The following is a 25,048-nucleotide window of genomic DNA, read 5'->3' on the forward strand; positions in this document are numbered from 1 at the left end:
GCGGATTCGGCGCTCCGCGATTTTTTGATGACCCGTTTCGCGCGGTGACACTGACGTCTCCGGGAGTGCACCCCACGAGTGGCGACGCTTCCGACCGGAAGTTCCATCTCTGCCGGTCGGAGACCAGTGGCGATGCCCGATCAGTAGCGATACTACACCGGCCCGATGAGAGTGGCGAACCGAGACATATTAACAACATCTAGCACCGAGATAGCAGAAGTTATTAACGATGGTCCAAGAATTGTTAATAGCCTGATGACGAACATCACTCGAAGACGCGCCATCGAACTGGGAACTGCGTTGTTCGCGAGCGGAACCTTCGCGGGTTGTCTCGGGTCGTCCCCCGGCGGGAAGACTGACGATTCGAACGCGATACAGACGTCGTTTTTCGTCCTCACCGATTTCACGAGAAACGTCGTGAACGACGCCACGACCGTCGAAAGCTTGGTGCCGGTCGGCCAGCACGGTCACGGTTGGGAACCGTCGGCACAGGTCCAGCGGGAGGCGATGGAGTCCGACGCCGTCGTCTACATGGGAGACGGGTTTCAACCGTGGGCGGACAGGATGGTGGAGAACGTCGAGAAGGAACGGCCGGAGATTCCCATCGTCGCGGCCAGACGCGGGATTTCCCTGCTTCCCGCGCCGAGTCACGAAGAGAACCACGACGGTGAACACCACGAAGACGAGGAGGACGAACACGACGGCAAAGGTCAGGGAAACGAAACCGTGAACGACCACGAGAAGAACGGAACCGCCCACGAGCACGGTGAAAGCGAAACGGGACACGGCCATGGAGCGAACGACCCCCATTTCTGGCTCGACCCACAACGAGCGAAGCAGGCCGTTTCGAACGTCGAAGACGGGGTTTCGAAAGTGGACGGCGTTTCCGGCGATCCGTTCGTCGAAAACGCGAGGGTGTTCAGGGACAGGATAGACGAACTCGACACGAGGTTCGAATCCGAACTCGAATCTGCGAAGCGGAGCGCGGTGCTGGTCGCAGGACACAACGCGTTCCAGTATCTCGGCGAACGGTACGGGTTCGACGTTCACGCCCTGACGGGACTCGCGCCGGACTCCTCACCGAGTCCCAAGGACGTCCGGCGTGCGCAGAAACTCATCGACGAACACGATATCGAACACGTCCTCGCGCCGGTGTTCGAGTCGGACCGGGCCGCCAAACAACTGGTTTCGGAAACCGACGCGAAAGACCACCTGCCGATCACGCCGATTCCGGGTATCACGAAGGAGTGGAACGAGAAGGACTGGGGATACGTCGAAATCATGGAGCAGGTGAACCTCCCGTCGCTGAAAACGGCGCTCGGAACGAAATGACGGTCGCGGAACTCGACCACGTGACGTTCGGGTACGGCGACCGACCGGTTCTCTCGGGCGTTTCGCTGACGGTCGAGGACGGCGAATTCCTCGGGGTCGTCGGCCCGAACGGGTCGGGAAAGAGTACGCTCCTCGAACTCGTCCTCGGGTTACGAACGCCGGACGAGGGGACGGTTCGTCTGTTCGGTAAACCGCCAGGAACGGGCAGAAAAGGCGGGCGAGTCGGCTACGTCGCACAGAACGTAACCGCGGTTTCGGGAATGCCCGTGACGGTCAGGGAGGTAGTCGCTACGGGTCGGAGTTCACACCTCGGATTCGGATTCGCCGGGGAGAAAGACCGGGACGCCGTCGAGAACGCGATGGAAATCGTCGGGATTTCCGCCCTCGCGGGCCGCCGCGTTGCCCGTCTCTCCGGCGGCCAGCAACAACGGGCGTTCATCGCCCGCGCGCTGGCCGCCGACGCGGACGCACTCGTGCTGGACGAACCGACGGTCGGCGTCGATGCCGAGTCCAGAGGGGAGTTTTACGGCCTCCTCCGCGACCTGAATCGGGATGGCTTGGCCGTCGTCCTCGTGGAACACGACATCGGCGTCGTCACGGAACACGCGGACAGGATTGCCTGTCTGAATCGGAAGCTGTACTTCCACGGCGGGACCGACGAGTTCGAAGCCAGCGACGTGCTGACGGACGCTTACGGGGCGAACCAGCGGCGACTGCACCACGACCATGATTGATATCGCCGAGATGCTGAGCTATCGGTTCATGCGCCTCGCGCTCGTCGCGGGACTCTGTGTCGGCCTCGTCGCGCCGCTCGTCGGGTCGTTCCTGGTTCACCGGGGGATGGCGCTCATCGGGGATACGCTGGCCCACTCGGCCTTCGCGGGAGTCGCAGTCGGATTGTTCCTCGGAAGCCTGAACGTCGGCGTGTCGCCGTATCTCAGCGCGCTCGTGGTGGCGGTGCTCGCGGCGTTGGCGATACAGGTGCTCGCGGAACGGACCGACGCGTACGGCGACGTGTCGATGGCAATCGTGTTGTCGGGTGGGTTCGCCCTCGGAAGCGTCCTCATCAGCCTCGTGGATGGTGGAATCGCGGTCGGCATCGACCGGTACCTGTTCGGCAGTCTGGCGACGGTCACGGCCGACAACGTCTCGGTAATGGTCGTGTTGTCCGCGTTCGTAGTCGGCGTCGTCGCCGTAACGCGACGGCAGCTGTTCGCCGTCACGTTCGACGAGACGGCGGCCCGCGTCTCCGGAATCCCGGTCCGCCGCTACAACCGCCTGCTCGTCGTGTTGACCGCGTTGGTCGTCGTCGCGGCCATGCAAATCATGGGCGTCGTCCTCGTCGCGGCGATGCTCGTTGTCCCCGTCGCCACGGCATCACTGGTTGCCGAAAGCTTCCGACAGTCGCTCGGTATCGGCGTCGTCGTCGGAGAGATCGCCGTCGTCGTCGGTATCACGCTGTCCTATGCGTACGGGCTTGCGGCGGGCGGAACCATCGTACTGACCGCAATCGGCGCGTTCGTGCTGGTGTCCGTCATCGTTCGATGAGAAGCGTCGTTAAAACGAGATTGCCGCATCGCAAACCGCGAGGACTTTTCTATCGGTCTCCGACTGTCGTGGTATGGACGACCGAGTTCACGAACACGCCGAAGTGCTGGTCGATTGGAGCGCACGGGTCGAAGAAGGCGACGACGTCGTCGTCATGGTCGATGAGGGAACACACGACCTCGCCGTCGCCGTCGGCGAGAAGTTGGGCGAACGGAACGCGAACATGCTGACCCTGTACAGGTCCGACGAAATCGTGCGTGCATACCTCCGGGCACACGACGGCGACTTCGACGAAAACCCCGCACCTGAACTGGCAATGTACGAGAACGCGGACGTGGTGCTCGTTCTGAGGGGGAGTCGAAACACGATGGGAAAAGCCGACGTTCCGGGGGAGACACAGCAGGCGTACGAAAAAGCGCGGGCGCTCATTCGAGAGACCCGCCTCGGGACGGATTGGATTTCGACGCTGCATCCGACCCGCGCCCACGCACAGCAGGCGGGGATGGCCTACGAGGAATATCGGGACTTCGTGTACAGCGCCGTCCTCCGCGACTGGGAGTCGCTGGCCGAGGAGATGGGGAAGATGAAGACGCTGCTGGACGAGGGGAGCGAGGTCAGAATCGTCACGGAGGACACCGACATCACGATGTCCATCGAGAGCCGAACCGCGGTCAACAGCTGTGCGTCGGTGGCCTACGACTCGCACAACCTCCCCAGCGGCGAGGTGTTCACGGCACCGCACGCGACGGAGGGCGAGGTGTTCTTCGACGTGCCGATGACACACCAAGGGAGTCGCATTCGGAACGTCCACCTCGCGTTCGAGGACGGCGAGGTCGTGGAGTTCAGCGCCGAAACCGGCGAGGACGTGCTATCCGAGATTCTCGACACGGACGACGGCGCGCGCAGACTCGGCGAACTCGGCATCGGGATGAACCGCGGCATCGACCGCTTCACCGACAGCATCCTGTTCGACGAGAAGATGGGCGACACGGTCCACCTCGCGGTCGGACGCGCCTACGACGCCTGCCTTCCCGAGGGGGAGACGGGCAACGACAGCGCCGTCCACATCGACATGATAACCGACGTGAGCGAGGGGTCGCGGATGGAAATCGACGGCGAAGTCGTCCAACGAAACGGCACCTTCCGGTGGGAAGACGGGTTCGAGGGATAGTGCCGCGAGCGAGTGGCACGAGCGAGCGGGAGTTTTTCGTCCAGATTTTTGTGAGGAGCGGTCGGCGAAGCCGACCCGACGAGTAAAAAGGTGGAACGTGCACCTTCCGGTGGGAAGACGGGTTCGAAGGATAGTTTCGAGCGGTTTACGTCCACCACTCGCTTCGTTTCTCGCGCTCGGAAGCGTGTCGGAACGGGGGTGCGAGTTCCGGTTCTTCGAGTCCGAATCCGTAGCCCAACCAGTAGCCGACGTACCAGCCGACGGCGTCAGTATCGACGCCCGAAATCGAAACCGTCAGCCGGTCGTACTCCTCCAGCGCGCCGTCTCGGTCCGGGTCGGTCCCACGGACGCCGCCACACGAACCGGTCGTCCCCGGACTGCACGGGAGGGTGTCGGGGAACTGAATCAGGACGTCCGCCGCCGACCGGTCGTCGGTGAACGTGAACGAGACGTTCGAGGGGACGGTTCCGGCCGCGCCGTCGGCGTAGTAGTCGAGCGCGTGGCGGACCTGCCGTTTCACGGCCGGTCGGTCCGCCGTCTGGCCGAGGTAGACGGTGAACGACGCGTCGGCCCACGGCAGGTCGCGGTTCGTCGCGTCCGTCATGGGACGGGCAGCGAGCGCGGCCTCGGCGGCCATGATGGACTGCGGCGCGGAGCTGTGGTTCAACCCGAGCGTGTGTCCGAGTTCGTGTTTCAGGATGAGGACGGTCGACTCGTTCGAAAACGAGCCATCGACGTCGATTTCCATAGGCGGGGAAATCTGTGCGGCGTCGGTGATGTACGGCGCGCACCCGACGGCGTGGTTCACGCGAGGACAGCTCTCGACGGAATCGACGAAGTTGACGACGAGGTCCGGGTTCTCGGCGTTCGGGGCGAAATCGTACTGAATCGAGTAGCCCGCGTATCGCTCGCTGTTGCGCTCCCAGTAGTCGAGCGCTTTCCGAACGTCCGCGGAATAGTCGCGCGAACCGCTCGGGCTGTCGTTGATGGCGACCGTCACCGGACCGCCCCACGGGTTCGAGAGGTCCGCAATCGTTCCCGTTCCAGTCACGGTTTCCGTCTCCCCCGTGGGAGGACCCTCCGTCACCGTGTGCGTCGTCACGCGACCGAACTGCGTACCGGCACACCCCGACAGGACGAGACAGACGACGAGCAAGCACGCGCGCCACTTCATTGCTATCGTTTTGGTCCGTCGTGCTATCAAATCTTCCGCCTTCGGAAACGACAGTCGAGAGAAGTGATGTCAGTGAGAGATTATTAGACTGCACCTAATAGCGGTTTTTTCTACCCGTCCGAGGGCGGTAATGGTCGATTGAACGACGATGTCAGACGTTCCCATTCGTTCCGGCGGACGTTTCAAACCGACAGGTGACGCTTTTGAACCGTTCAATTCGTTAATTTTTCGTTGAATATGGAAACTGTGCATAACCATCGTTCTCACTTATTGGGTGTGCTATCGTTGCCCGAACTGGGCAGTATGACGTACATCAAAGCAAGCGCCGCCTTGGCGGTCGTGGCAATAGAAATACTCGCTGGGGTCGCATTACTGGCAGTCGCGTTCGGAATATGAATGACGGCTGAGGGGAGTAAGCCCCCTTCTGTTCGGCCCAGTATTCGGCTTAGCGTCCGAACCATCTCCGGACGTGGTCCGGAGGCGTATCGGGATTCCCGACACGTGACCGGGCTACCAATATGGCACGGACTTGCACCGGCAAGGATTCACCGTTCCACCCATTCTTCGCGGTCGACGTGCTGACAGCGCCAGCACGCGTTAGCGCGACGTTTCACCGTCACGCGTTCCGTGCTGACAGTGCCACCACGCTTCCCTCGGTGGGTTAGCTCCCTCCCCTCTCGGGTCGGTTCGCACACCTCATCGGTCGCGCGAAGCGGTCTCGTTTCTGTTCCAGAGCCAGTGGTCTCCCACTCCGGACTTGCGTCCGGTTGCCTACCCGGCTGGTGGGGGGACTTTCCTCACGTAGGTACCGAATCGGTACCGTCCGCACGCGACGGTCGTCGCGTGCACCGCGGAAACCGGGCTCCCTCTGCCGAGGAAAACTAGCCGTTGCACGCGTTTAAGCCGTTCGATACGGATAGTCACGTCCGCTTAAAGCCAGCCAAGATGAAGGGAAGCGTTGAAGATGTTACTGTGCATAAGCTATCTGTATGTCTGAGGCACAGGCAGTAACCCTCACCTATGAGGATGGCACGCGAGCAGTCGAACTCGCACGCGAGGCAGTAAATTCCTACGTTATCAACGGACAACGAGAACAGCCCGGAAGCATGCGAGAGGCGTTCTACGCACGCACCGGCGTCTTCGTCCGGCTCGAATCCACCCGCGGCCGCGGAAGTCTCCGCGGGTGCGCAGGTGCCTACGACACGAGCGAACAGTTAGGGCACGCAATCGTCGATTCGGCCATCGCGGCCGCGAGCGAGGATTCCTGCGGGTCGGAGATCGAACCGGCCGAGTTGTCCAACCTCAACATCTCCGTCTTCATCGTCGAGGACACGCTGTTGAGCAACGACCCGGCAAACGACATTCGACTGGGCCGACACGGCGTCGCCGTCGAGGGTCGCGGAAGCCGAGCGTGGATGTACCCAACACTCCCCGTCGAACACAACTGGAGCACGTTCGAGTACCTCGACCGAACGTGTCGAAAGGCCGGACTTCCCCACGGCGCGTGGGAGGACGACGACGTGATGGTAACGCTCGTCGATGGCCCCGTGTTCCGGGAGCGAGAACCGGAAGGAAGCATCGAGCGGATATAACTCAGAATTCGACTGCCGCCGCGTCTTCAGTAGCCCGACGAGCAGCCGCGCCGATATCGAACTCGCGCACCAGTTCACCGCCCCGAATCAGCGGCTGAAGCAGCGGCTCGCCCGCCGTCTCGTGGCGCACGAGAGCGACGTGATGGTCGCCCTCGTCGGTTCGATACACCTGTTTTCGACCCGAGAGTTTGCCGCGCTTCGAAATCGGTTCGCCGTCGACTTCCACGATGTCGAGCGCGAAATCGACCGGCTCGGCGTTGCTGATGTGACTTCCGACGCCGAACCCGTCCACGATGTCGGAGAGGTCGCGGAGTTCGTCCGGTCCGAGGCCGCCGCTCGCGAAGATGTCCACGTCCTCGAAGCCGTGGGAGTCGAGTTCCCAGCGGAGTTCCCGAAGGATGTGTTCGAAGTCACCGCGCCGCGATCCGGTGGTGTCGATACGGACGCTGTCCAAATCGTCACCGAGCGCGTTCGCCGCGCGGAGCACCTCGTCCTTCTCGTCGGAGAAGGTGTCACAGAGCGCGACCCGCGGGACCTCCTCGCCGACGGCCGCGTCGAACGCTTGCCACGCCGCTTCCTGATCGCCCGCGCCGAAACAGAGTAGCAGGGCGTGGGGCATGGTTCCGCCGGGTTCCCGTCCGAGTACCTCGCCCGCGGCGACGTGTGAAAAACCGTCGAACCCCGCGATGAGAGCCGAGCGCTCGACGACGGCGGCGATGGACGGGTGAACGTGACGCGCACCGAAACTGAGGAGGACGGAGTCAGGGGCCGCGAATCGCGCGTCGAGCGCGTTCGTCGCCATCCCCGACGCGTGTGAGAGAAAGCCCAACAGCGACGTTTCGTATCGCGCGAAATCGAGATAGCTCCCCTCGATGGACATGACCGGGCCGCCATCGAACAGTCGTCCCTCGGCCATGGCGTCCACGTCGATGGGGAGTCCTTCGAGGAGACGCGCGGCGTCTTTCACGCCGGAGAGGAGTTCGAACTCGCCGGTCGGGAACTGGTCCGCCGTCACTTCGGCGACGACGTGGGGATTCTTCCCGGCGGCTTCGAGCGTCGTTTCGGTGCGAAGGAAGTAGGCGTCCGTCGCGGTTCCGTCTCGGATCGACTCCTCGGGAACCACGTCGAATCGGTCGCTCACGCGAACCACCTGTCTTGCATATCCGGGGTATTCCCGGCGAGAGAGAAAAAGAACCGGATTCGTCGGCGTCGAGAAGCGGAAAAACGCGGGAGTTACGACACGGGATTACGGCAAAGAGGGAGCAGGAAGAGCGCGCGGATTACGACGCGGCGGAACCGTGAACGTCGGAGAGGTCCGAAACCGTCGGCGCGTTCACGATGGTGACGGTGGTACCGTTTTGGCGAACCGAGAAGGCGTCGCCGAATCCGGTGCTGTCCGGCACCGTCCACGTGTTCTCCTTGCCGTCCACCGATTTTGCGTTGTGATAGTTGAGCAGTTTCTCGTAGGCGTCCACGAACTCCGTGGCGTCCTTCTTCGAGTCCCACTCCGTCTTGAAGACGTAGCCGGTCTCGTTTTTCGGCCCGTCGTTCGTGTACACGACGATTCTGTCGCCGTCCCACCCGTTCGTGGGTTTGCTCCGGTAGTTGAGCGGGTCGACCTTCCGGAGGTTCCCCTCCGAGTTCCGGTTGAAGAAGTCGTTTGCAGGGATTATCTGCGTACTCCCCTGGCTCTCGTAGTAGGGATACATGAACATGGCAAAGAGACCTGCTTCGCCGACTTCGCCGTAGTTCGGTCGCCCTTCGGGTTGCAGTCGGGTCCAACCGTTACTCGTCGAATCCCGTACCGAAACCGTCGCCGGTTCGTCGTTCGGATACTTGTTCGGGTGGATTATCTGTTCGGTGCTGGCGGGGGGGTTCGAGTAAACGTCGTTGACGCCCTCCCAACCGGACTGCTCGCGGATGTGGCGAACGAAGGCGGGACCGTCGCTGTACGGCTGATATTTGATGAGATACGGCCCGATGTTGGCGAGTCCGTCGCCGCCGTCGCCGCTTCCCGTGGTGTCGGAGAGGCACGTCCCTTTCCACGCGTTCCGACACCGGTTGCTGTAGAGGGCTTCGATGTTGTTCGCCTCGCCTTCGAGGAGGCCGTCGATGGCGTTGTGTCGCTCGCGGGTGGATTGGTTGAACGACGTGAGGTCGAAGTGCTGGTCCTGTAGCGCGTGCATGAGTTCGTGTGCGAGCGTACTCTCGCTCACGTGCAGGTTCTCGTTGTTGTTCGAGACCAGCACGATGGACTCCTTCGACGGACTGTAGAACCCGCCGATGGACGACCCGGAGTTCGTGTTCTGCACGGCGATCGAGTCGGTCGATTCGCCGATCATGAACAGCGACTCGTACTTCGCGTTGTCGAACAGCCGTCGGTTCCCGGAGACGTTGTTGCTGTTCTGGTCCTTTTGGAACTGCTTCCGGGAGACGATTTTGACCGGAACGTTCTTTTTGAACTCCAGCTCCCGAATCCGTTCGTCGCGGGCCATAGAGCGGTTGACGATGGCACCGATTTCGGACTTGTTCAGCCCGTCACTCTGGTCTATCGACAGGGTTTCGTTGTACCAATAACCGTTCTCCCAGCCGAGAACGTCCGAGGAGGGGTCCGCCGGATGGATGGCCTCGTTCGTGTCCGGCCCGGACACCTCGGTACTGGGATTCTCCGTCGTTTGCGTCACGTTTGGGCCGCTCGTCGTCGTACTCGTTTTCGTTCCCGGGGCCTGCGAACAGCCAGCGAGGACGAGCATGAGGGCGAGGGCAACTACGGTAATCGTTCGCATTCTCGTGGGTGCAAGCTAGAACCCTGATGTAAAAAAGGTCTTGAAAAGAGAGCGAAACGAAAGTCGCCTTCGAACGGACGAAACCGTTTCGTGAAAACCGAACGTATCCCCGAGTATGAACCTCGATTCCGACTCGACAGCCGTCGTCGTCGTCGATATGCAAAACGGGTTCTGTCACCCCGACGGAAGCCTGTACGCACCGGCCAGCGAAACGGTCATCGACCCGATTCGGGACTTTCTCGGGCGCGCCCGAGAGGCCGACGCGTCGATCGTCTTTACCCGTGACGTACACACGCCGGAACAGTTCGAGGGTAACCACTACTACGACGAGTTCGAGCGCTGGGGCGAACACGTCGTGGAGGGGTCGTGGGAGGCGGACATCGTGGACGATTTCAACGTCCGCGAGGGGGACCACGTCGTCACGAAGTACACCTACGACGCCTTCTATCAGACGGACCTCGAAGGGTATCTGAACGCCCACGGGATTCACAACCTGCTCCTCTGCGGAACGCTGGCGAACGTCTGTGTCCTCCACACCGCCGGAAGCGCCGGGCTGCGTGACTTCAGACCGCTCATCCTGGAGGACGCCGTCGGTTACATCGAGGAGGACCACCGCGACTACGCCGTCGAACACGCGGCGTGGTTGTTCGGCGAGGGCGTCGAACTGAGCGATATCGAATTCGAGTAAGGACCGAGGGAACGCCCGGCGGAGAAGAGCGAGCGCACGAAGCGGCGAAGGTTTTTAAACGAAGATGGGACCAGATTCGCGACGATGAACGATACCAGAGACTGAAAGACGAGCATCGAAATCGTGCAGAGTAAGCCAAAACGGAGTTCAGCGAACGCTCACCGAAATCGAGTCGCCGACCGAAAAGTCGTGGCCCGGACGGACGAGTTTCGCGCCGAACTGCTCCACCGACACGAACAGCGAGAGGCCGGTAATCGACTCCCCGTTCGCACGGATTTCCACGTCGTCCCACGTGACGGTGCGGCCGTCCGCCCACCCGATACGCGTGCCGAGGAGTGAAACGGGAGCGAATTCACCGTCTCGCGGTGAGACCGCTCGACCTTCCGGTGCGCGGAGCGCACCGCCTCCCTCGTAATGCGGCAGTCCACCATCAACCACCACGCGGGTCCCATCCCCTCCGAGTACGGCCTCGATTCCAGCGAACCGCTCGCCGGGAGCGGGATGGGTCGGCGAATCGAGAACCACGAACGTCTCGCCCGTCTCGACGACGCGACCCGTCCCGTCCCACGCGAGGGGTTCGATTTCCACTGGAACGTCGAGCGGAAGCGACCCCGAGGCGCGAACGGGGTTCGTCCCGCGTTCCCGGAAACCGAGGTGGATGTGGTTTGCGACCCACGGCGCGAAGAAACCGGAGCGAATCAGTTCACCCAGCGAATCGCCGACGGCTACCGTATCTCCCGGTTCCACGGACGGAGCGATGTGCAACATCCGAGCGAGGTAGTCGCCGGTATCGACCACGATGAGGTGGTCGTGGGCCACGGCGTACGGTTTCGATGGGGCCGTCACCGACCTGGTTTCGACCACCTCTCCGGCGACGGGGCTCGGCGCGAGCGGCGTCCGCGGTTCCTCGCTGTCGGGATAGAGGTCGATGGCACTGCCGTTGTCGTGGGCGACGTACGGCGAGTTGTAGACCGAAAAGCGAGGGTAGCGCGACAACACTTCCGGGGTAAGCCCGACCATGGGATGAGTTTCGACCGGGAGCGTTTACATACATCGGGTCCAATGGGAGGCTATGCGCGTGCTTCGTGGTCGAGCGGAGACCCGTGACGAGGACCGACAGGTCACCGCCGCGATGCTCACGGAAACGGCAGACGCGGGGGAACCTTCGGTTCGCGTCTGGGCGCCACATCGGCAGATAGCGTTCGGACGGCGGGACGCCCGCGCCGAGAAGTACAACGTGGCGAAATCGGTCGCTCGGGCGTGCGATTTCGAACCGCTCGAACGGAGCGTCGGCGGCCGTGCCGTCGCGTACACCGGAAGCACGATGGCGTTCGCCAAAACGGTTCCACTCTCGGACATGCGAACCGGGATGGAGGAACGCTACGCCGAGACGTCCGAGGCGCTCCAACGTGCGTTCTGGCGACTCGGCGTTCCGGCCCAGCGCGGCGAACCCGAAGGGTCGTTCTGTCCGGGCGATTACTCGCTCCAATGGAAGGGAAAGATCGCTGGAATCGCACAGCGGGTTCGCACAGGCGCGGCGCTCGTCTCCGGCGTCGTCATCGTCGATGACCACGAAGTTATATCGGGGGTTCTCGACCCCATTTACGCCGCCCTCGACGTGCCGTTCAACCCGAATTCCGTGGGGAGCATCGCGAAAGTCGGTGGCGACAGCGACCCGAAACTGGTCGCCGAAACCATCGAAGGGATGTTGGTCGGCGACGCGGACGTGACGGTCGAACACGTCCGCGACCGGGAGGTTTAGGACGATTCCCGGAACACTGCCGAGTAGATGCTCACCATTCGGAACGCGACGCTTCCCGACGGAAGCAAGCGCGACGTTCGTATCGAAACCGACGCGGGACGGATCTCTGCCATCGGCTCTTCCCTGACGGAGTCCGGCGAGGTCGTCGACGCGACGGGAAAACTGCTGTTGCCCGGTGCAATCGACGCGCACGTTCACTTCCGTCAGCCCGGCTTTTCGCACAAGGAGACGTGGGAGACGGGAAGCAAGAGCGCCGCCGCGGGCGGCGTGACGACCGTCGTCGACCAACCCAACACCGATCCGCCGACCATCGACGCCGCGTCGTTCGACGTCAAAGCCGAACTCGCCGCGGAATCGTACGTGGATTACGGCATCAACGGCGGCGTCACACCCGACTGGAACCCCGACGAACTGTTCGAAAAGCCGATTCTCGCGCTCGGCGAGGTGTTTTTGGCCGATTCGACCGGGAAGATGGGGATCGAAGCGGACCTGTTTCGGTCGGCGGTCGAACGTGCCACGGACGAATATCTCGTCGTGACTGTGCACGCGGAGAACGCGGATCTGTTCGATTCGGACGCGAAGTCGCGTGACGATGCGGACGCGTGGAGCGCCTACCGCACGGCGGAGGCCGAAGCGGACGCCGTCGAACGGGCCTGTGAAATCGGCACCGACCTCGGCGCGCACCTACACATCGCACACACCAGTACGCCGGAGGGAATCGACGCGGCGGCCGAGGCGGGTGCGACCTGCGAAGTGACGCCCCATCACCTGTTCCTCTCGCGCGACGACCTCGACGAACTAGGGACGTACGGCCGCATGAACCCGCCGCTTCGGAGCGAAGAGCGCCGGGAGGAAGTCTTCGCCCGCGTCGCGGACGGAACGGTCGACATGATAGCAACCGACCACGCACCCCACACCAGCGAGGAGAAGGACGCGGATATCTGGAACGCACCGAGCGGAGTGCCGGGCGTCGAAACGATGCTTCCCCTCCTCTTGGAGGAAGCCCGCAAGGGCACCCTCAGCTACGAGCGCGTCGCCGAACTCACCACTTACAACCCCGCGACGGTGTTCGGCCTGCCGCGGAAGGGCCGTATCGAGGAAGGACGGATGGCGGACCTCGTTCTCGTGGACCCCGACGCGACCCGCGAGATTCGCGCGGACGGCCTTCACACGAACTGCGATTGGACGCCGTTCGAGGGATGGACGGGCGTGTTCCCGGAGATGACGATGGTACGCGGAACCGTCGTCTTCGAGGACGGCGAGTTCGGCGAGAACGTCGGGGAAAACGTTCGCGCGTAGCCCAAAAAATATCATCCCGCGTGAAGAATCGGGAGTATGCAAGCAGTCCTCCTCGCCGCCGGGAAGGGAACCCGACTGCGACCGTTGACCGACGAGAAACCGAAAGCGCTGGTCGAAGTCGCCGGGAAACCGATTCTCACGCACTGTTTCGAAACCGTGGTCGAACTGGACGCGGAGGAGTTGGTCGTCGTGGTCGGCTACGAGGGCGACGAGATCCGGGAGCGATACGGGAAGTCGTTCTCCGACGTGCCGATCACGTACGTTCGGCAGGACGAGCAGTTGGGAATGGCCCACGCGCTTCTGCAAGCCGAACCGTACGTCGACGGCGATTTTATGTGCGTGGACGGCGACTGCGTGATTCGGTCTGACCTCGAACCGTTAGTCGAACGCCAACGGGAGGACGGAGTGGACGCAGTACAGCACGTCGAACGCGTTTCGACCGAAGAGGCACGCGTCAAGGCCATCTGCGATGTCACCGACGAGGGGGAGCTTCTGGGAATCGAGAAGGAACCCGAGGATCCGCCGGAACCGAGTCTCATCGCGGCGGGGTTCGCCGTTTACGGTCCGGCGATGTTCGACGCGTGTGCGGAGACGGAACTGTCGGTGCGCGGCGAGTACGAACTCGCGGAGTCGATTCGGCGGTTCGTCGCCGACAACAGGATGCTGGTGATGCGAGCGGACGGGTGGTCCGTGAATATCAATACGCCGGAGGAACGGGAAACGGCCGAACGACGGCTTCGACAGTGAGCGGTGGGGTGGAGGAAGTGCATCGGAGCCATCACGATTAGGCATGACGATGTCGATAGGTGACGTGATATGCCGGGGGAAAACGCGGTGGAGATACCGGTCGATTCGGTTCGACTGGAGGGAAACCTGCACCTCCCGACCGACGGGGACGGCATCGTCCTGTTCGCGCACGGGAGCGGGAGCAGTCGGAAGAGTCCGCGAAACAACTTCGTCGCCGAGCGACTCCGCGAGTTCGGCCTCGGGACGCTCCTGTTCGACTTGCTCACGGAGGCGGAAGACGAGATATACGCGAACCGCTTCGATATCGGACTGTTGACCGACCGTCTCGTCGCGGTAACGGAATGGGTGGAACGTCGCGCGGAAACCGAGGAGTACCGTCTCGGCTACTTCGGGTCGAGTACGGGGGCCGCCGCCGCGCTTCGCGGCGCGGCACGTCACCCGGAAATCGGCGCAACCGTCTCGCGCGGCGGGCGTGTGGACCTCGCCGCGGACGCACTGGACGACGTGACGGCACCCACGCTGTTCATCGTCGGCGGTCTGGACACCGACGTACTCGAACTGAACCGCGAGGCCTACGACCGATTGTCCTGTGAGAAACGCCTCGAAGTCGTGGATGGTGCGGGACACCTGTTCGAAGAACCGGGAGCGCTGGAATCGGTCGCGACGCTCGCGGGGGAGTGGTTCTCCTCACGACTTTGATACAGGTGTGCCGGTCGCTTCGCGCTGTTCGTGTCAGGAAAGGAAAAACGGGACGAGCGCGAGCAGCAAGCCGAGGAGAACACAGAGCAGTCCATAGGTCTGATATCGAGCGACGCCGAATCCGCCGAGTTCGCCGTGCGAGGCGACGGCGACCGATTGTCTGATTTCGAACATTTCTCGCGGCTTAGCTGTCACGATAATGCCGATACCGGCGAATATGATGCCCGCAAGTAGCGATTCGAGCACGACCATACCAGCCACAAGAATGATATATGGTAAAACATTTGCGGCTCAGTATGCCGCACGTAAGACGAGCGTCATCACGGTCACGCCGAGCATGGCACCAGCGCCCAGACCGCCGATGACCGTCATGGCCTCACGGGAGTCGGCCTCGGTCCATCCCGTGTTCGCGTCGAGATACTCCTGTGCGTTTTCCACCGCGCTCCCCGCGAACACAGATCCCGACCAGCCGAGAACGGCGAATCCGAACGCCAGCGCGGCGACGGCGAAGGTTTTCCGGCTAGCGAACGAAACCGTCCCGCCCGTGGCGACCACGAGCGCGATTCCAATGCCACCGAGCACGAACCCGATGGCACCGAATCGGGAAACGAGGAGAACGCGGGGACGCAGATAGCCGACGAAATCCATCAGTCCACGGCTTCCCGCATCCGCGGGTCGAGCGCGTCACGCATCCCGTCGCCGAGGAGGTTGAATCCCAACACCGTTACGGCGAGGAAGAGACCGGGGAAGAACGACCACCACCACGCGCTCGGAACGCTGAACAGGCCGTGCTTGACGCCGTTCGAGAGCATCAGCCCCCACGAGGGCGTTCCGGGGTCGGCACCGAACCCGAGGAACGACAGCGCCGCGAGGTCGAGGATGGCGAGGCCGAAGTTGAGCGTACTCTGCACCGTAATCGGCGCGAGGCAGTTCGGAAGGACGTGACGGACGAGCACGCGCGGGTTCTTCGCACCCAACGCCACCGTCGCGTCGATGTACTCGTCTTCGAGGACCTTGAGCGCCGCTCCGCGCACGACACGGGCGAACCGCGGCGTATAGACGAGAGTCAGCGCGGCGACTGCACGCCACAGTCCCCATTCATCGGGGAACACCGCGACCAGTGCGAGCGACAGCAGCAGGGACGGAAACGCCAGCAGGATGTCCATCGTCCGCATGATGACGTTGTCCGTCAGGTCGCTGTAGTACGCCGCGACGACGCCGAGACCGACACCGAGAACCGTCGAGGCGACGACCGTCACGGTTCCGAACAGCATGGCGTACCACGCGCCGTAGAGGACACGCGGGAAAATGTCCTGTGACTGCAGGTTGGTCCCGAAGGGATAGGTTTCACTCGGAGCGTGGAGACTCGGTTGGATACCGATTTGTGACTGTTTGATGGCCGCGAGGTCGATGGTCACTCTCGCGTACACCGCCACCACGAGTATGAAGAGGATGATGGTGAGACCGGTGACTGCGAGCCGATTCGACAGGAGTTCGGAGAGGAACGGCGAGGCCCGCAGGCGTTCGAAGAACCCGCGAGAGACCGTTTCACTGTTTTCCGTTTGCGTGCTCATTGTTGGATCCTCGGATCGAGATAGGAATAGGTGATGTCGACGAACAGGTTGACGAGGGTGAACAGGAGCGCGAACGTCAACACGGTGCCCTGCACCACCGGGAAGTCACCGGCTTCGATGGCTTTCACCAGCATGGTTCCGATACCGGGAATACCGAAGACGGTTTCCGTCAGCACCGCGCCGCCGAGCAGGGTGCCGAACTGGATGCCGATGACCGTCACGACCGGAATCAGCGCGTTGCGGAAGCCGTGTTTCAGCATCGTGATTTTCGTTCCCTGCCCCTTCGCGCGGGCGGTTCGGATGTAGTCCTGGCGCACGACTTCGAGCATGGACGAGCGCATCATCCGCGAGATGAGCGCCATCGAGTAAATCCCGATGACGAGGGAGGGCAGTATCAGGTGCATGGCCGCCGACTGAAACGCCGCGAAGTTTCCGTTCAACAGCGTATCGACCGTGATGAGGCCGGTGACGAGGTTGATGCTGTACTCCGAGGCGATACGGCCGCTCGGCGGGAAGACGTGCAGTACCTGGGCGAAGAGGAGAATGAGAAGCGGACCGCTCCAGTAAATCGGGATGCTGATTCCGGTCAGCGCGCCGATTCGGGTGAAGTGGTCGGTCACGGAATCCTGCTTGATGGCCGAAATCACGCCGAGCGGAATGCCGAACAGGATGCCGAACAGTTGTCCGTACAGCGCCATCTCGACGGTGACGGGAAGCCTGTGCAGGAGGATGGTCGTGACCGGAACGTTCTTTCGAATCTGGTAGGACTGTCCGAGGTCGAGATGCGCCGTATCCCAGAGGAACTGTCCGTACTGGACCCAAATAGGCTGGTCCAACCCCATTTCGTGGCGGACCTGACGAACGAACGCTTCCGAGGCCCGTTGACCTGCGACCGCGCGTGCGGGGTCGCCCGGCGAGAGTTGGAGAATGGCGAAAACGAACGTCGCCACCCCGAGCAGCACGGGAATAAGTAGCAACAGACGTTTGATAACGAACCGCTTGGATATCATCTACTTCAATCTCAAACGTCGGGGGGTCAAAAAAGACTCGTTACCGTAGTCTCAGTTGAGTTTAACGAGACGCAGGTACGGACCGCTGATGGGTGCGAGTTTGAATCCGCTGACGCTGTTGTGGACGCCGCGGAGGTCCTTCGCGTGGTCCATGAACACCCACGGCGCTTCGTCGTGAGCGATCTTTCCGGCCTGTTTGTACTTCTTCTTCCGCGCCGCGTTGTCGTAGGTCACTTGCGCGTCCTCGACGAGCTTCATGAAGTCCGTGTTCGCCCATCCGGCGACGTTGAGCGTGTTGAAGTTCTCGGCGTCGAAGCTGACCCAGTCCTGTCCGTCCGGAACCTTGTCGATGGAGACGCCGGGGTGGAGCAGCGCGTAGTGGAAGTTGTCCGGGTCGGCGTTGTCCGTCATCCATCCGAGGAAACACGCGTCGTGCTTCCCGGTTTCCGTGTAGGTGAGGAACGGGTCGAACGCCTGCTGGTTGATGGTCACGTCGATGCCCACCTGGTTCAGGTTGGACTTGACGGTCTGGGCCGCCTGAATCGGACTCGGGTTGTAAGTGCGGGGATTCTTGAACGTCGCCAACTCGAAGGAGAAGCCGTCGCCGTAGCCCGCTTGCTTGAGCAGTTTCTTCGCCTTCTCCGGGTTGTACTCGTACGGACTGAGGCTGTCGTTGTACCCCATCACGCTGCTCGGAATCGGCTGGTTCGCCTGCTTCGCGATGCCCTTGAAGATGGTGTCGACGATGGCCTTCGTGTTGATGGCGTGGCTGATGGCCTGACGGACCTTCTTCTTGCGGAAGGCCTCGACCTTCGCCATGTTGAACGCCATGTAACCGATGTTGATACCCGCGTCGGAGACGAGTTCCGCGTTGCTCGACTTCTCGACCTGCTGTGAGGACTGTGCGCCGAGGCCGTCGATGATGTCGGCGTCGCCAGAGTCGAGCGTCTGTGCGCGGGACGTGTTGCTTCCGACGACGGTGAACACGACTTCGTCCACGTGGGGACCGTCTCCCCAGTAGTCCGCGTTCTTTTCGAGGCGGACGCGGTTGTTGCTCGTGTCCCAGTTCTTCAGTTTGAACGGACCGGTGCCGACGGGGTCGGATTTGAGCTTTGTGCCCTTCTCCTCGATGGCTTTCTTCGAGTGAACCGCGGAGACGAACATCGCGAGGTTCGGGAGGATGGGCGCGTACTTCTTCTCCAAGTTGATTGTCAGTTTGTGGTCGCTCGCCGCTTCCACGTTCTTGACGACGCCGAGCGTGTACGGGCCGTAGGAGGAGGCGTACTTCTTGCCGGGGTAGTGTTTGTAGCTCTCGTCCACGAACCGGCGATAGGTGGCCACGAAGTCGTCCGCGGTGAAATCCTCGCCGTTGTGAAATTTCACGTTCTTGCGGAGGTCGAGCGTGACCGTCTTGCCGTCCACGTTCCAGTTCGTCGCGAGCCCTTCCGTGAGGGAGGTCTTACCGGGTTTGAACGCGATGAGGGTGTCGTACAGTTGGTTCGTGACCTTCGCGACTTCGCCGCTCGTCGAGTTCTGGAAGTCGAGGGACCCCGAACTGCTGCCGCGGGCGTAGGTGAGGGTGCTGCCCGAACTGCCGCTCCCATCACCGTTACCATCGCCGCTTCCGTCCCCGCTGCCGTCGCCGGAGCCGGTGGTTTCGTCGTCCGTACTGCCGCCGATACAACCCGCGAGTGTCGCTGCCGCGGCCGCGCCGCCAGCAGCTTTGAGGAAACTACGTCTGTCAGTTACTCTGTCGCGTGACGCCATACGCCAGTGTGGTCACATGTTCTATATAAACATACCGGACCAATAGTAACGAATACGTGAGTGGAAAAAAGGATAAAATCGAAATCTGACATCGATTCCACAACAGTTAGCGAATTAACCGCAGCTTCGTGAAGCTATCGTTGTTTTTTAGCCGTGAAAGCTAGATTCAAAATAGAGACCGAGATGGGTTCGAAGTGGTTCCCATCTGGGTCGTTTTCGACCACGGGAAGCGACTTCGCGTGGACTAAAAACGTCCGGAAATGACCAGACTGGTGAGTCGATGTACAACGATGGTGAGTGAAGGGAGGAAAGACGACCTATTCCGGTTGGTCGTAGAGGTGGCAGGCCGACGGATGCGTCGTGTCCTGTAGGGTCGGACTCGTCCGTTCGCAGATGCTCGTGAAGTTGTCCGCGAGGAGCGATTCGGCCGATTCCCAGTTACCGTCCGAGAGGTGGTCGAACGACCGGGCGACGATTTCCCGCGGTTCGCCGGTCGGTTCCGTCTCGAACAGTCGGTCCCAGAGCGCGGCGTGGAACGGGTTCTCCGCTGGCTGTCGGGGTGCTTGAGTACTCGTCGAACCACGTGAGTCCGCGTCCGACGAGGGCTGAGCGTCCGTCTGTCTCTCACCGCCGTCCGTCGCGGCGCGTGCCGATTGCCCCCCCGCTGCTGCCTGTTCGTGAACCGATTCGAGGTTGATGGCCTGCTTCTCGACGCGCTCGCGGTAGTTCATCACTTCGCGGTACGCCTGCTGGTCGATGTCCATCCCGTCGGGCGGGATTATCTGCGGACAGCGGGTTCGGAAGTGACATCCGGACGGCGGGTCGATGGGCGACGGGACGTCTCCCTTGAGGATGACCCGGTCGTCCGTATCCGCCCGCGGATCGGGTTCGGGAATCGCGGAGAGGAGTGCCTGCGTGTAGGGGTGTTTCGGGTCGTCGAACAGTTCGTCCGTGTCCGCGACTTCCACGATTTCGCCGAGATACATCACCGCGATGCGGTCGGAGATGTGCCGGACGACCGATAGGTCGTGGGCGATGAACAGGAACGTCAGGCCGAACTCGTCCTGCAGGTCTTCGAGGAGGTTGATGATCTGAGCCTGTACGGACACGTCCAGCGCCGAGACGGGTTCGTCGGCGACGATGAAGTCCGGGTCCACCGCGAGCGCGCGGGCGATGCCGACGCGCTGGCGCTGGCCGCCGGAAATCTCGTGCGGATACCGGTCACGCTGGCTGGGGTCCAGACCGACGTTTTCCATCAGTTCGTTCACGCGATCCGAGCGGTTCTCCTCCGCGAGACCGTGAATCTGGAGCGGTTCGGAGATTATCTTCCCGATGGACATTCGCGGGTCGAGGCTGGACAGCGGGTCCTGAAAGATCATCTGCATGTCCTTTCTCGTCTCGCGCATCTCGTCGTCATCCAACCCGCCGAGGTCAGTTCCGGCGAAGACGACGCGCCCGTCGGTCAGCGTTTCGAGGCGGAGGAGCGACCGACCGGCGGTCGATTTCCCACACCCGGACTCGCCGACCAAGCCCACCGTCTCGCCCTCGTAGATGTCGAACGAGATGCCGTCGACCGCTTTCACGCTGTCGTCGCCGTCGGAAAGCCACTTGTCGAGGAAGTCGTCCGCGCGCGAGTAGTGTTTCTTCAAACTGTCCACGGTGACGAGTCTGTCGCCGACGGCGTGTTCGCCCGTCGTCACGCTCTCCCGTTCCTCGACGTACTCCGCACCGTCGAACGATTCGAGGATGCATTTCGCGCGGTGGTCGACAACACCGGAAGCAGCGGCGTCCGGTTGGCTCACGAGAGACTCGCTCCCGTGAGCGTCCTCCGAGCCGTGTTGCAGGTTCGGAATCTCGCCCTGCGTACACTCGGGTTGTTCCCACGGACACCGGTCGGCGAAGTGGCATCCTTCGGGCATGTCGATGAGGTCGGGGACGTTTCCGTCGATAGGGGTCAACCGTTCTTTGTCCTCGCGCGGGATGGATTCGAGGAGGGCGTAGGTGTAGGGGTGACTCGGGTTGTGGAAGATTTCGTCAACCGGCCCGACCTCCACCAAGTCGCCCGCGTACATCACCGCGACCCGGTCGCAGGTCTCGGCGACGACGCCGAGGTCGTGGGTGATCATGAAGACCGACATGCCCAACTCGTCCTGCAGGTCGTTGATGAGGTCGAGAATTTGGGCCTGAATCGTCACGTCGAGCGCCGTCGTCGGTTCGTCCGCGATGAGCAGTTTCGGTTTGCACGCGAGCGCGATGGCGATGAGGACGCGCTGGCGCATCCCGCCCGAGAACTCGTGCGGGTACTCCTCGACGCGGGATTCGGGTTCGGGAATCCCGACCTCTTCGAGGATGTCGATGGTGTCTTCGAGGAGTTCGCCGTCGATTTCGCCGCCGCCGATTTTCGGGGCGATTTCGCGCACCGCGTTCCACCAGCTATCCTTCCGTTTGCCGCCGTACTGGTGCAGTTCGAGGCTCTCCGCGACCTGTTCGCCCACGGTCAGCGCCGGGTTGAGCGAGGTCATGGGGTCCTGAAATATCATCCCCATCTCGCTGCCGCGGATGTCACGCATGACGGATTCGGGCGCGGACATGATGTCGATGTATCCCTCGTCGGGGAAGACGTACTCCCCGACGCCGCTCGGATACTTGTCGGCGAACTCGGCTGCGACCTCCTCGTGTTCGAAACGGACGTCGCCGGAGACGACTTCGCCCGGTTCGTCGATGAGCTGCATCGCCGAGAGCGCGGTGACGCTTTTCCCGGACCCGGATTCGCCGACGAGGCCGATGGTTTCGCCTTCACGTATGTTCAGTTCGAAGTCGTCCACCGCCTCGACAGTCCCCCGTTCCGTGTGGAACTGCGTTTTCAGATTCGAGATGGACAATAAATCGGTCACAATTACGCGGCAATGGTTGTCGCGTGAGGAAAAATGGTTCGGTTGGGTTTAGCACGCGACACCGGAACGAAAGGGAAATTCCGGCTATCGGTTTGGAAACGGTATCGTCGGGAGGAACGAACGGATGAAGTGGAAATCGTCGTCGAACCTCAGAGCCGCAACACCATCTCCAATTCGAAGCTCTCGGCGTCCGCGGTTTCGAACCCGACGTTTCGGTAGAGGTTGACCGCGGCGCGGTTCCAGCGTTCGACCGTCAGCCAGACCTTGTCGATGTTCTGTGCCCGTCCGTAGCCGAGCAGGGTTCGGATGAGGTGTGAACCGATACCCGCCCGTTGGTAGTCCTGATGGACGAAGATGGCCAGTTCGTACGCCGAATCGCCGTCCGGGACGAGCGTCGCGTGTCCGGCGACGGTATCTCCGTTCCACGCGACGACGTTCAGCCCGTCCCCCTCGGTCAGGGTCTCCACCCAGTCGCGCACCCGATACTCCGTTGCCGGCGGAATTCCCTGTGCCCGGTCCGCCGGGTCGAAATCGACGTACATCGAGATGAGATCCTCCTCGTCCCCCTCCTCGAAGGGACGGATTTCGATTTCCCTCCCCTCGCGGTCGTTGAACGCCTGTGGCGGCTCCGGGAACGGGCCGGCAGGTTCGTCCGGGAAGCGTCGGTCGGGGGTCATCGTACCAGTTTCACCGAGACGTGGGAGTTCAACAGGACGAATTCGGCTATCTGACCGAGCCGGATTTTACCCATTGGACTGCGCTGGCCGCCGCCGAGGACTATCTGCTCGAACCCCTCGCTTTCCGCGACGTCGAGTAGGCGGCTTCCGGGGTCGCCCGAAACGTCCCGAACGGACGCCTCCAGTCCGGCGTCGTCCAGCACGGCTTCCGCTTTCTCGCGGATGTCGCCCTTTCCCCGGTCGCTCTGTGGATTGTCGAGTAGCGCAACCGTCAGTTCGTCGTCGGCCGCAACCGCGCGCGATACCGTTCGTTCGAGCGCGGTCAGAGAGTCGTCGCTCCCGCCGATTCCCAGTAATACCTTCATACTACCTCCATTCCCGCCGGGTATCAAAACAGTTGGGTGCGATACGCTTTTGCACTCCGCTCGGTAACGACGGACTATGTCGAACGACCCCTCCCCGTCAGCGCCGGAGGCCGAAGACGAACACGCAGACGAGGAACATCCCCACGAAACGAACGAGGGCGTGTCACAGCAGTTGGCCGACGACGGGACGTCGAACGCGACCGGTGACGCCGACGGAGCGACCGACGCCGGCGAAGCGGCGGTTGACGGGACGACGGGAACCGAGAAGACGGACGCCGAGGAAACGGATTCGGTCCCCGAAATCCCGCCGGAAGTGCAGAAGTACGCGCGCTTCAAGAAGATGGACGGAGCGGAGTACGACCGGGTCAACGAGTTCCTTCGCGACCGAACGTACGTCACCGCGCGCGAGTGGGCGATCGCGCGCCTGTGTGCCGACTTCCGAACGGAAACGGGCGTCGAGATGACGAAAATCGGGAACAACCTCCCGTATCTCGTCCCGTTCATGACCGACACCTACACCCCGCAAGCGGTGAATCAGGCCCGCTCGGCGTTCGAGGAGAAGGTCAGAAAGGCGGGCGCGACCTTCCTCTACGGCGCGATGTCCGGCTTTTTCACGGCCGAGGAACTGGACGACGTAATGTACGAGGTGACGGAGGTGGCGAAATTCCTGCTCGAAGTCGAGGGCGTGGACCTCGCCGTCGCCGACGAACTCGCGGCCGAGGACAAGATTTCGAGCGTCATGCGCGAGGTCCGCGAATCGAGCGAGGAACTTCGCCACGACGAGATGGAGTGTCCACACTGCGGGCACGATATCGGCGGCGAGAAGTAGTTTTACTCGTCCGGCGGGGCGTTCGCATCGGATTCTTCGGTCGGTTCCGCGTCCTCGGTTTCGGCTTCCTCGGGCGGTTGGAACAGCGACGGGTCGTCGTGCGTGAACCGGATGCGGTCCTCGCCCAGCGTCCGGATGAACGAGTACATCTTCCCTGCCTCTACCGCGTCGGAGAGCATCTCCTCTGCACCCTGAACGTCGTAGTACACCGGGTAGAGAACCGCCGTTTCGCTCCCGCGGTCCTCCATGGCGATGACGGCGAAGACGAGTCCGTCGGCGAGGGCGCGATAGGCCTCGAAGGCATCGAACGAGACGCCGCCGTCCATCAGTTCCTCCAAGTTCTCGAACTCGTTATCGGGGACGAGTACGTCCAGACCGAACTCGCCGTCCTCGTCCGTCCAGAGCGGAGTGACGTCTCCGGGATGGAGTTCTACGGTGTCCCATCCCCCGTCGTCGTACTCCGCCGTCGTCGCTTCCATGTCGGCGATGACGGATTCCCAGTGCGGCATCGCCCGTGAGTGCGCCGTGGCGTTCGGCGTCGAACCGTCCATACACCGATGGGTGCGTTTTTCCCGTAAAAACGTTGTTGTGTCATCGCGGTTCGAGGGAAAGCGACTTCGAATCGAGGGGGAGGGGATCGCTGGAGAGACGAAGGGACGGGGCGAAAATCAGACCGAAAGAACGGGTTGACTGGCGTAGAGAAGCACGTACTCCGCCGCTTTCTCCAACACCTCGCCGGGTTCCCCGGAGAGCGGTTCCCGCGGGATGACGAGGAAGTCAGCGTCGATTTCGTCGGCGCAGTCGAGGACGGCGCTCCCGGGATGCTGGAGTTTGCGTCTGGTCGAGAAGCCGTATGCGATGGAACTGCGGAGTTCGACGTCCGACTCCGCAGCGATGGCGCGGGCGCTGTCGATGAACGATTCCGTTTCGTCGATGATGTCGTCCTCCTCGATGGCGCCCGTCTCGATGGCGCGGGATACCTCCTCACCGAAGACGTAGAGGGCGTGGACGTCGGCACCGTATCGTTCGGCGACGGCGACCCCGTATTCGACGGCGCGCACCGATTCGTCGCTTCCGTCCACCGGAACGAGTACCGTGTTCACTTCGACTGGCGACTCGGACATACCCGAGGGT

The 25,048-nt window shown here is 62.3% G+C and carries 25 protein-coding genes and 1 other RNA gene; 11 read left to right on the forward strand and 15 right to left on the reverse strand.

Going from position 1 to position 25,048, the window contains the following annotated elements; genetic code table 11:
• Nucleotides 1-255 precede the first annotated feature (255 nt).
• From LJF34_RS10755 to LJF34_RS10770, 4 genes are all read left to right on the forward strand, one after another.
• Nucleotides 256-1,332, forward strand: coding sequence for a metal ABC transporter substrate-binding protein (locus tag LJF34_RS10755; protein ID WP_231184962.1), 1,077 nt, complete (start codon nucleotides 256-258; stop codon nucleotides 1,330-1,332).
• Nucleotides 1,329-2,066, forward strand: a complete 738-nt coding sequence (locus LJF34_RS10760; RefSeq protein ID WP_231184963.1) for a metal ABC transporter ATP-binding protein — start codon at nucleotides 1,329-1,331, stop codon at nucleotides 2,064-2,066. The genes LJF34_RS10755 and LJF34_RS10760 overlap by 4 nt, the downstream gene beginning before the upstream one ends.
• Nucleotides 2,059-2,880, forward strand: a complete 822-nt coding sequence (locus LJF34_RS10765; protein ID WP_231184964.1) for a metal ABC transporter permease — start codon at nucleotides 2,059-2,061, stop codon at nucleotides 2,878-2,880. Before LJF34_RS10760 ends, LJF34_RS10765 begins: the two co-directional genes overlap by 8 nt.
• A gap of 73 nt (nucleotides 2,881-2,953) precedes the next feature.
• Entirely contained in the window at nucleotides 2,954-4,051 is a 1,098-nt protein-coding gene (locus LJF34_RS10770; RefSeq protein ID WP_231184965.1) for an aminopeptidase, read from the forward strand.
• A gap of 145 nt (nucleotides 4,052-4,196) precedes the next feature.
• Here the strand turns inward: LJF34_RS10770 and LJF34_RS10775 are convergent, their stop codons facing one another.
• Both LJF34_RS10775 and rnpB read right to left on the reverse strand, forming a co-directional pair.
• Nucleotides 4,197-5,225 (reverse strand): matrixin family metalloprotease, encoded by a 1,029-nt coding sequence (locus LJF34_RS10775; RefSeq protein WP_231184966.1) that lies wholly within the window; start codon nucleotides 5,223-5,225, stop codon nucleotides 4,197-4,199.
• A gap of 401 nt (nucleotides 5,226-5,626) precedes the next feature.
• An RNA gene (gene rnpB / locus LJF34_RS10780) (RNase P RNA component) lies at nucleotides 5,627-6,098 on the reverse strand.
• Between the two features lie 116 nt (nucleotides 6,099-6,214).
• On the opposite strand from rnpB, the gene LJF34_RS10785 reads away from it, so the two are divergent.
• Nucleotides 6,215-6,817, forward strand: a complete 603-nt coding sequence (locus LJF34_RS10785) for a TIGR00296 family protein (RefSeq protein WP_231184967.1) — start codon at nucleotides 6,215-6,217, stop codon at nucleotides 6,815-6,817.
• Nucleotide 6,818: 1 nt separating this feature from the next.
• On the opposite strand, the gene LJF34_RS10790 is transcribed toward LJF34_RS10785, so the two are convergent.
• Nucleotides 6,819-7,958 (reverse strand): nicotinate phosphoribosyltransferase, encoded by a 1,140-nt coding sequence (locus tag LJF34_RS10790; RefSeq protein WP_231184968.1) that lies wholly within the window; start codon nucleotides 7,956-7,958, stop codon nucleotides 6,819-6,821.
• Nucleotides 7,959-8,097: 139 nt separating this feature from the next.
• Entirely contained in the window at nucleotides 8,098-9,603 is a 1,506-nt protein-coding gene (locus tag LJF34_RS10795) for an Hvo_1808 family surface protein (protein ID WP_231184969.1), read from the reverse strand.
• Nucleotides 9,604-9,718: 115 nt separating this feature from the next.
• Between LJF34_RS10795 and LJF34_RS10800 the strand changes: the two genes are divergently transcribed.
• Nucleotides 9,719-10,291, forward strand: coding sequence for an isochorismatase family cysteine hydrolase (locus tag LJF34_RS10800; RefSeq protein WP_231184970.1), 573 nt, complete (start codon nucleotides 9,719-9,721; stop codon nucleotides 10,289-10,291).
• A gap of 147 nt (nucleotides 10,292-10,438) precedes the next feature.
• Here the strand turns inward: LJF34_RS10800 and LJF34_RS10805 are convergent, their stop codons facing one another.
• Complete coding sequence (locus LJF34_RS10805) at nucleotides 10,439-11,311, reverse strand: hypothetical protein (RefSeq protein ID WP_231184971.1); 873 nt, start codon at nucleotides 11,309-11,311, stop codon at nucleotides 10,439-10,441.
• Nucleotides 11,312-11,363: 52 nt separating this feature from the next.
• Here LJF34_RS10805 and LJF34_RS10810 point away from each other — a divergent pair, with 52 nt between their 5' ends.
• From LJF34_RS10810 to LJF34_RS10825, 4 genes are all read left to right on the forward strand, one after another.
• Nucleotides 11,364-12,053 (forward strand): lipoate--protein ligase family protein, encoded by a 690-nt coding sequence (locus LJF34_RS10810; RefSeq protein ID WP_231184972.1) that lies wholly within the window; start codon nucleotides 11,364-11,366, stop codon nucleotides 12,051-12,053.
• A gap of 27 nt (nucleotides 12,054-12,080) precedes the next feature.
• Nucleotides 12,081-13,352: a dihydroorotase gene (locus LJF34_RS10815; RefSeq protein ID WP_231184973.1), complete on the forward strand. Its 1,272-nt coding sequence runs from the start codon at nucleotides 12,081-12,083 to the stop codon at nucleotides 13,350-13,352.
• Nucleotides 13,353-13,388: 36 nt separating this feature from the next.
• Nucleotides 13,389-14,099 (forward strand): sugar phosphate nucleotidyltransferase, encoded by a 711-nt coding sequence (locus LJF34_RS10820; protein WP_231184974.1) that lies wholly within the window; start codon nucleotides 13,389-13,391, stop codon nucleotides 14,097-14,099.
• Nucleotides 14,100-14,168: 69 nt separating this feature from the next.
• Nucleotides 14,169-14,798 (forward strand): alpha/beta hydrolase, encoded by a 630-nt coding sequence (locus LJF34_RS10825; protein ID WP_231184975.1) that lies wholly within the window; start codon nucleotides 14,169-14,171, stop codon nucleotides 14,796-14,798.
• A gap of 33 nt (nucleotides 14,799-14,831) precedes the next feature.
• On the opposite strand, the gene LJF34_RS10830 is transcribed toward LJF34_RS10825, so the two are convergent.
• The 8 genes from LJF34_RS10830 to LJF34_RS10865 form a co-directional block, all read right to left on the reverse strand.
• Entirely contained in the window at nucleotides 14,832-15,050 is a 219-nt protein-coding gene (locus LJF34_RS10830; protein ID WP_231184976.1) for a hypothetical protein, read from the reverse strand.
• 39 nt (nucleotides 15,051-15,089) lie between these two features.
• Nucleotides 15,090-15,446, reverse strand: coding sequence for a hypothetical protein (locus LJF34_RS10835; protein WP_231184977.1), 357 nt, complete (start codon nucleotides 15,444-15,446; stop codon nucleotides 15,090-15,092).
• Nucleotides 15,446-16,372 carry an ABC transporter permease gene (locus LJF34_RS10840; RefSeq protein ID WP_231184978.1) on the reverse strand — a complete coding sequence of 309 codons (927 nt, stop codon included), beginning with the start codon at nucleotides 16,370-16,372 and terminating at the stop codon, nucleotides 15,446-15,448. The genes LJF34_RS10835 and LJF34_RS10840 overlap by 1 nt, the downstream gene beginning before the upstream one ends.
• Nucleotides 16,369-17,382: an ABC transporter permease gene (locus LJF34_RS10845; RefSeq protein WP_231184979.1), complete on the reverse strand. Its 1,014-nt coding sequence runs from the start codon at nucleotides 17,380-17,382 to the stop codon at nucleotides 16,369-16,371. The genes LJF34_RS10840 and LJF34_RS10845 overlap by 4 nt, the downstream gene beginning before the upstream one ends.
• Nucleotides 17,383-17,433: 51 nt before the next feature.
• Entirely contained in the window at nucleotides 17,434-19,149 is a 1,716-nt protein-coding gene (locus LJF34_RS10850) for an ABC transporter substrate-binding protein (protein WP_231184980.1), read from the reverse strand.
• 317 nt (nucleotides 19,150-19,466) lie between these two features.
• Nucleotides 19,467-22,043 (reverse strand): ABC transporter ATP-binding protein, encoded by a 2,577-nt coding sequence (locus LJF34_RS29185; protein WP_231184981.1) that lies wholly within the window; start codon nucleotides 22,041-22,043, stop codon nucleotides 19,467-19,469.
• A gap of 149 nt (nucleotides 22,044-22,192) precedes the next feature.
• A complete protein-coding gene (locus tag LJF34_RS10860; RefSeq protein WP_231184982.1) occupies nucleotides 22,193-22,720 on the reverse strand; it encodes a GNAT family N-acetyltransferase in 528 nt (175 codons plus the stop codon).
• Nucleotides 22,717-23,085, reverse strand: coding sequence for a universal stress protein (locus LJF34_RS10865; protein ID WP_231184983.1), 369 nt, complete (start codon nucleotides 23,083-23,085; stop codon nucleotides 22,717-22,719). The genes LJF34_RS10860 and LJF34_RS10865 overlap by 4 nt, the downstream gene beginning before the upstream one ends.
• A gap of 76 nt (nucleotides 23,086-23,161) precedes the next feature.
• Here LJF34_RS10865 and LJF34_RS10870 point away from each other — a divergent pair, with 76 nt between their 5' ends.
• Entirely contained in the window at nucleotides 23,162-23,914 is a 753-nt protein-coding gene (locus LJF34_RS10870) for a DUF5806 family protein (RefSeq protein ID WP_231184984.1), read from the forward strand.
• Nucleotides 23,915-23,916: 2 nt separating this feature from the next.
• Here the strand turns inward: LJF34_RS10870 and LJF34_RS10875 are convergent, their stop codons facing one another.
• On the reverse strand, nucleotides 23,917-24,465 hold the full coding sequence (locus LJF34_RS10875) for a hypothetical protein (RefSeq protein WP_231184985.1): 549 nt from the start codon (nucleotides 24,463-24,465) through the stop codon (nucleotides 23,917-23,919).
• A 117-nt stretch (nucleotides 24,466-24,582) separates the two neighbouring features.
• Nucleotides 24,583-25,038 (reverse strand): universal stress protein, encoded by a 456-nt coding sequence (locus LJF34_RS10880; RefSeq protein ID WP_231184986.1) that lies wholly within the window; start codon nucleotides 25,036-25,038, stop codon nucleotides 24,583-24,585.
• Nucleotides 25,039-25,048: the final 10 nt, after the last annotated feature.

The organism is Haladaptatus sp. DYF46 (assembly GCF_021083305.1).
Classification (GTDB): domain Archaea; phylum Halobacteriota; class Halobacteria; order Halobacteriales; family Haladaptataceae; genus Haladaptatus.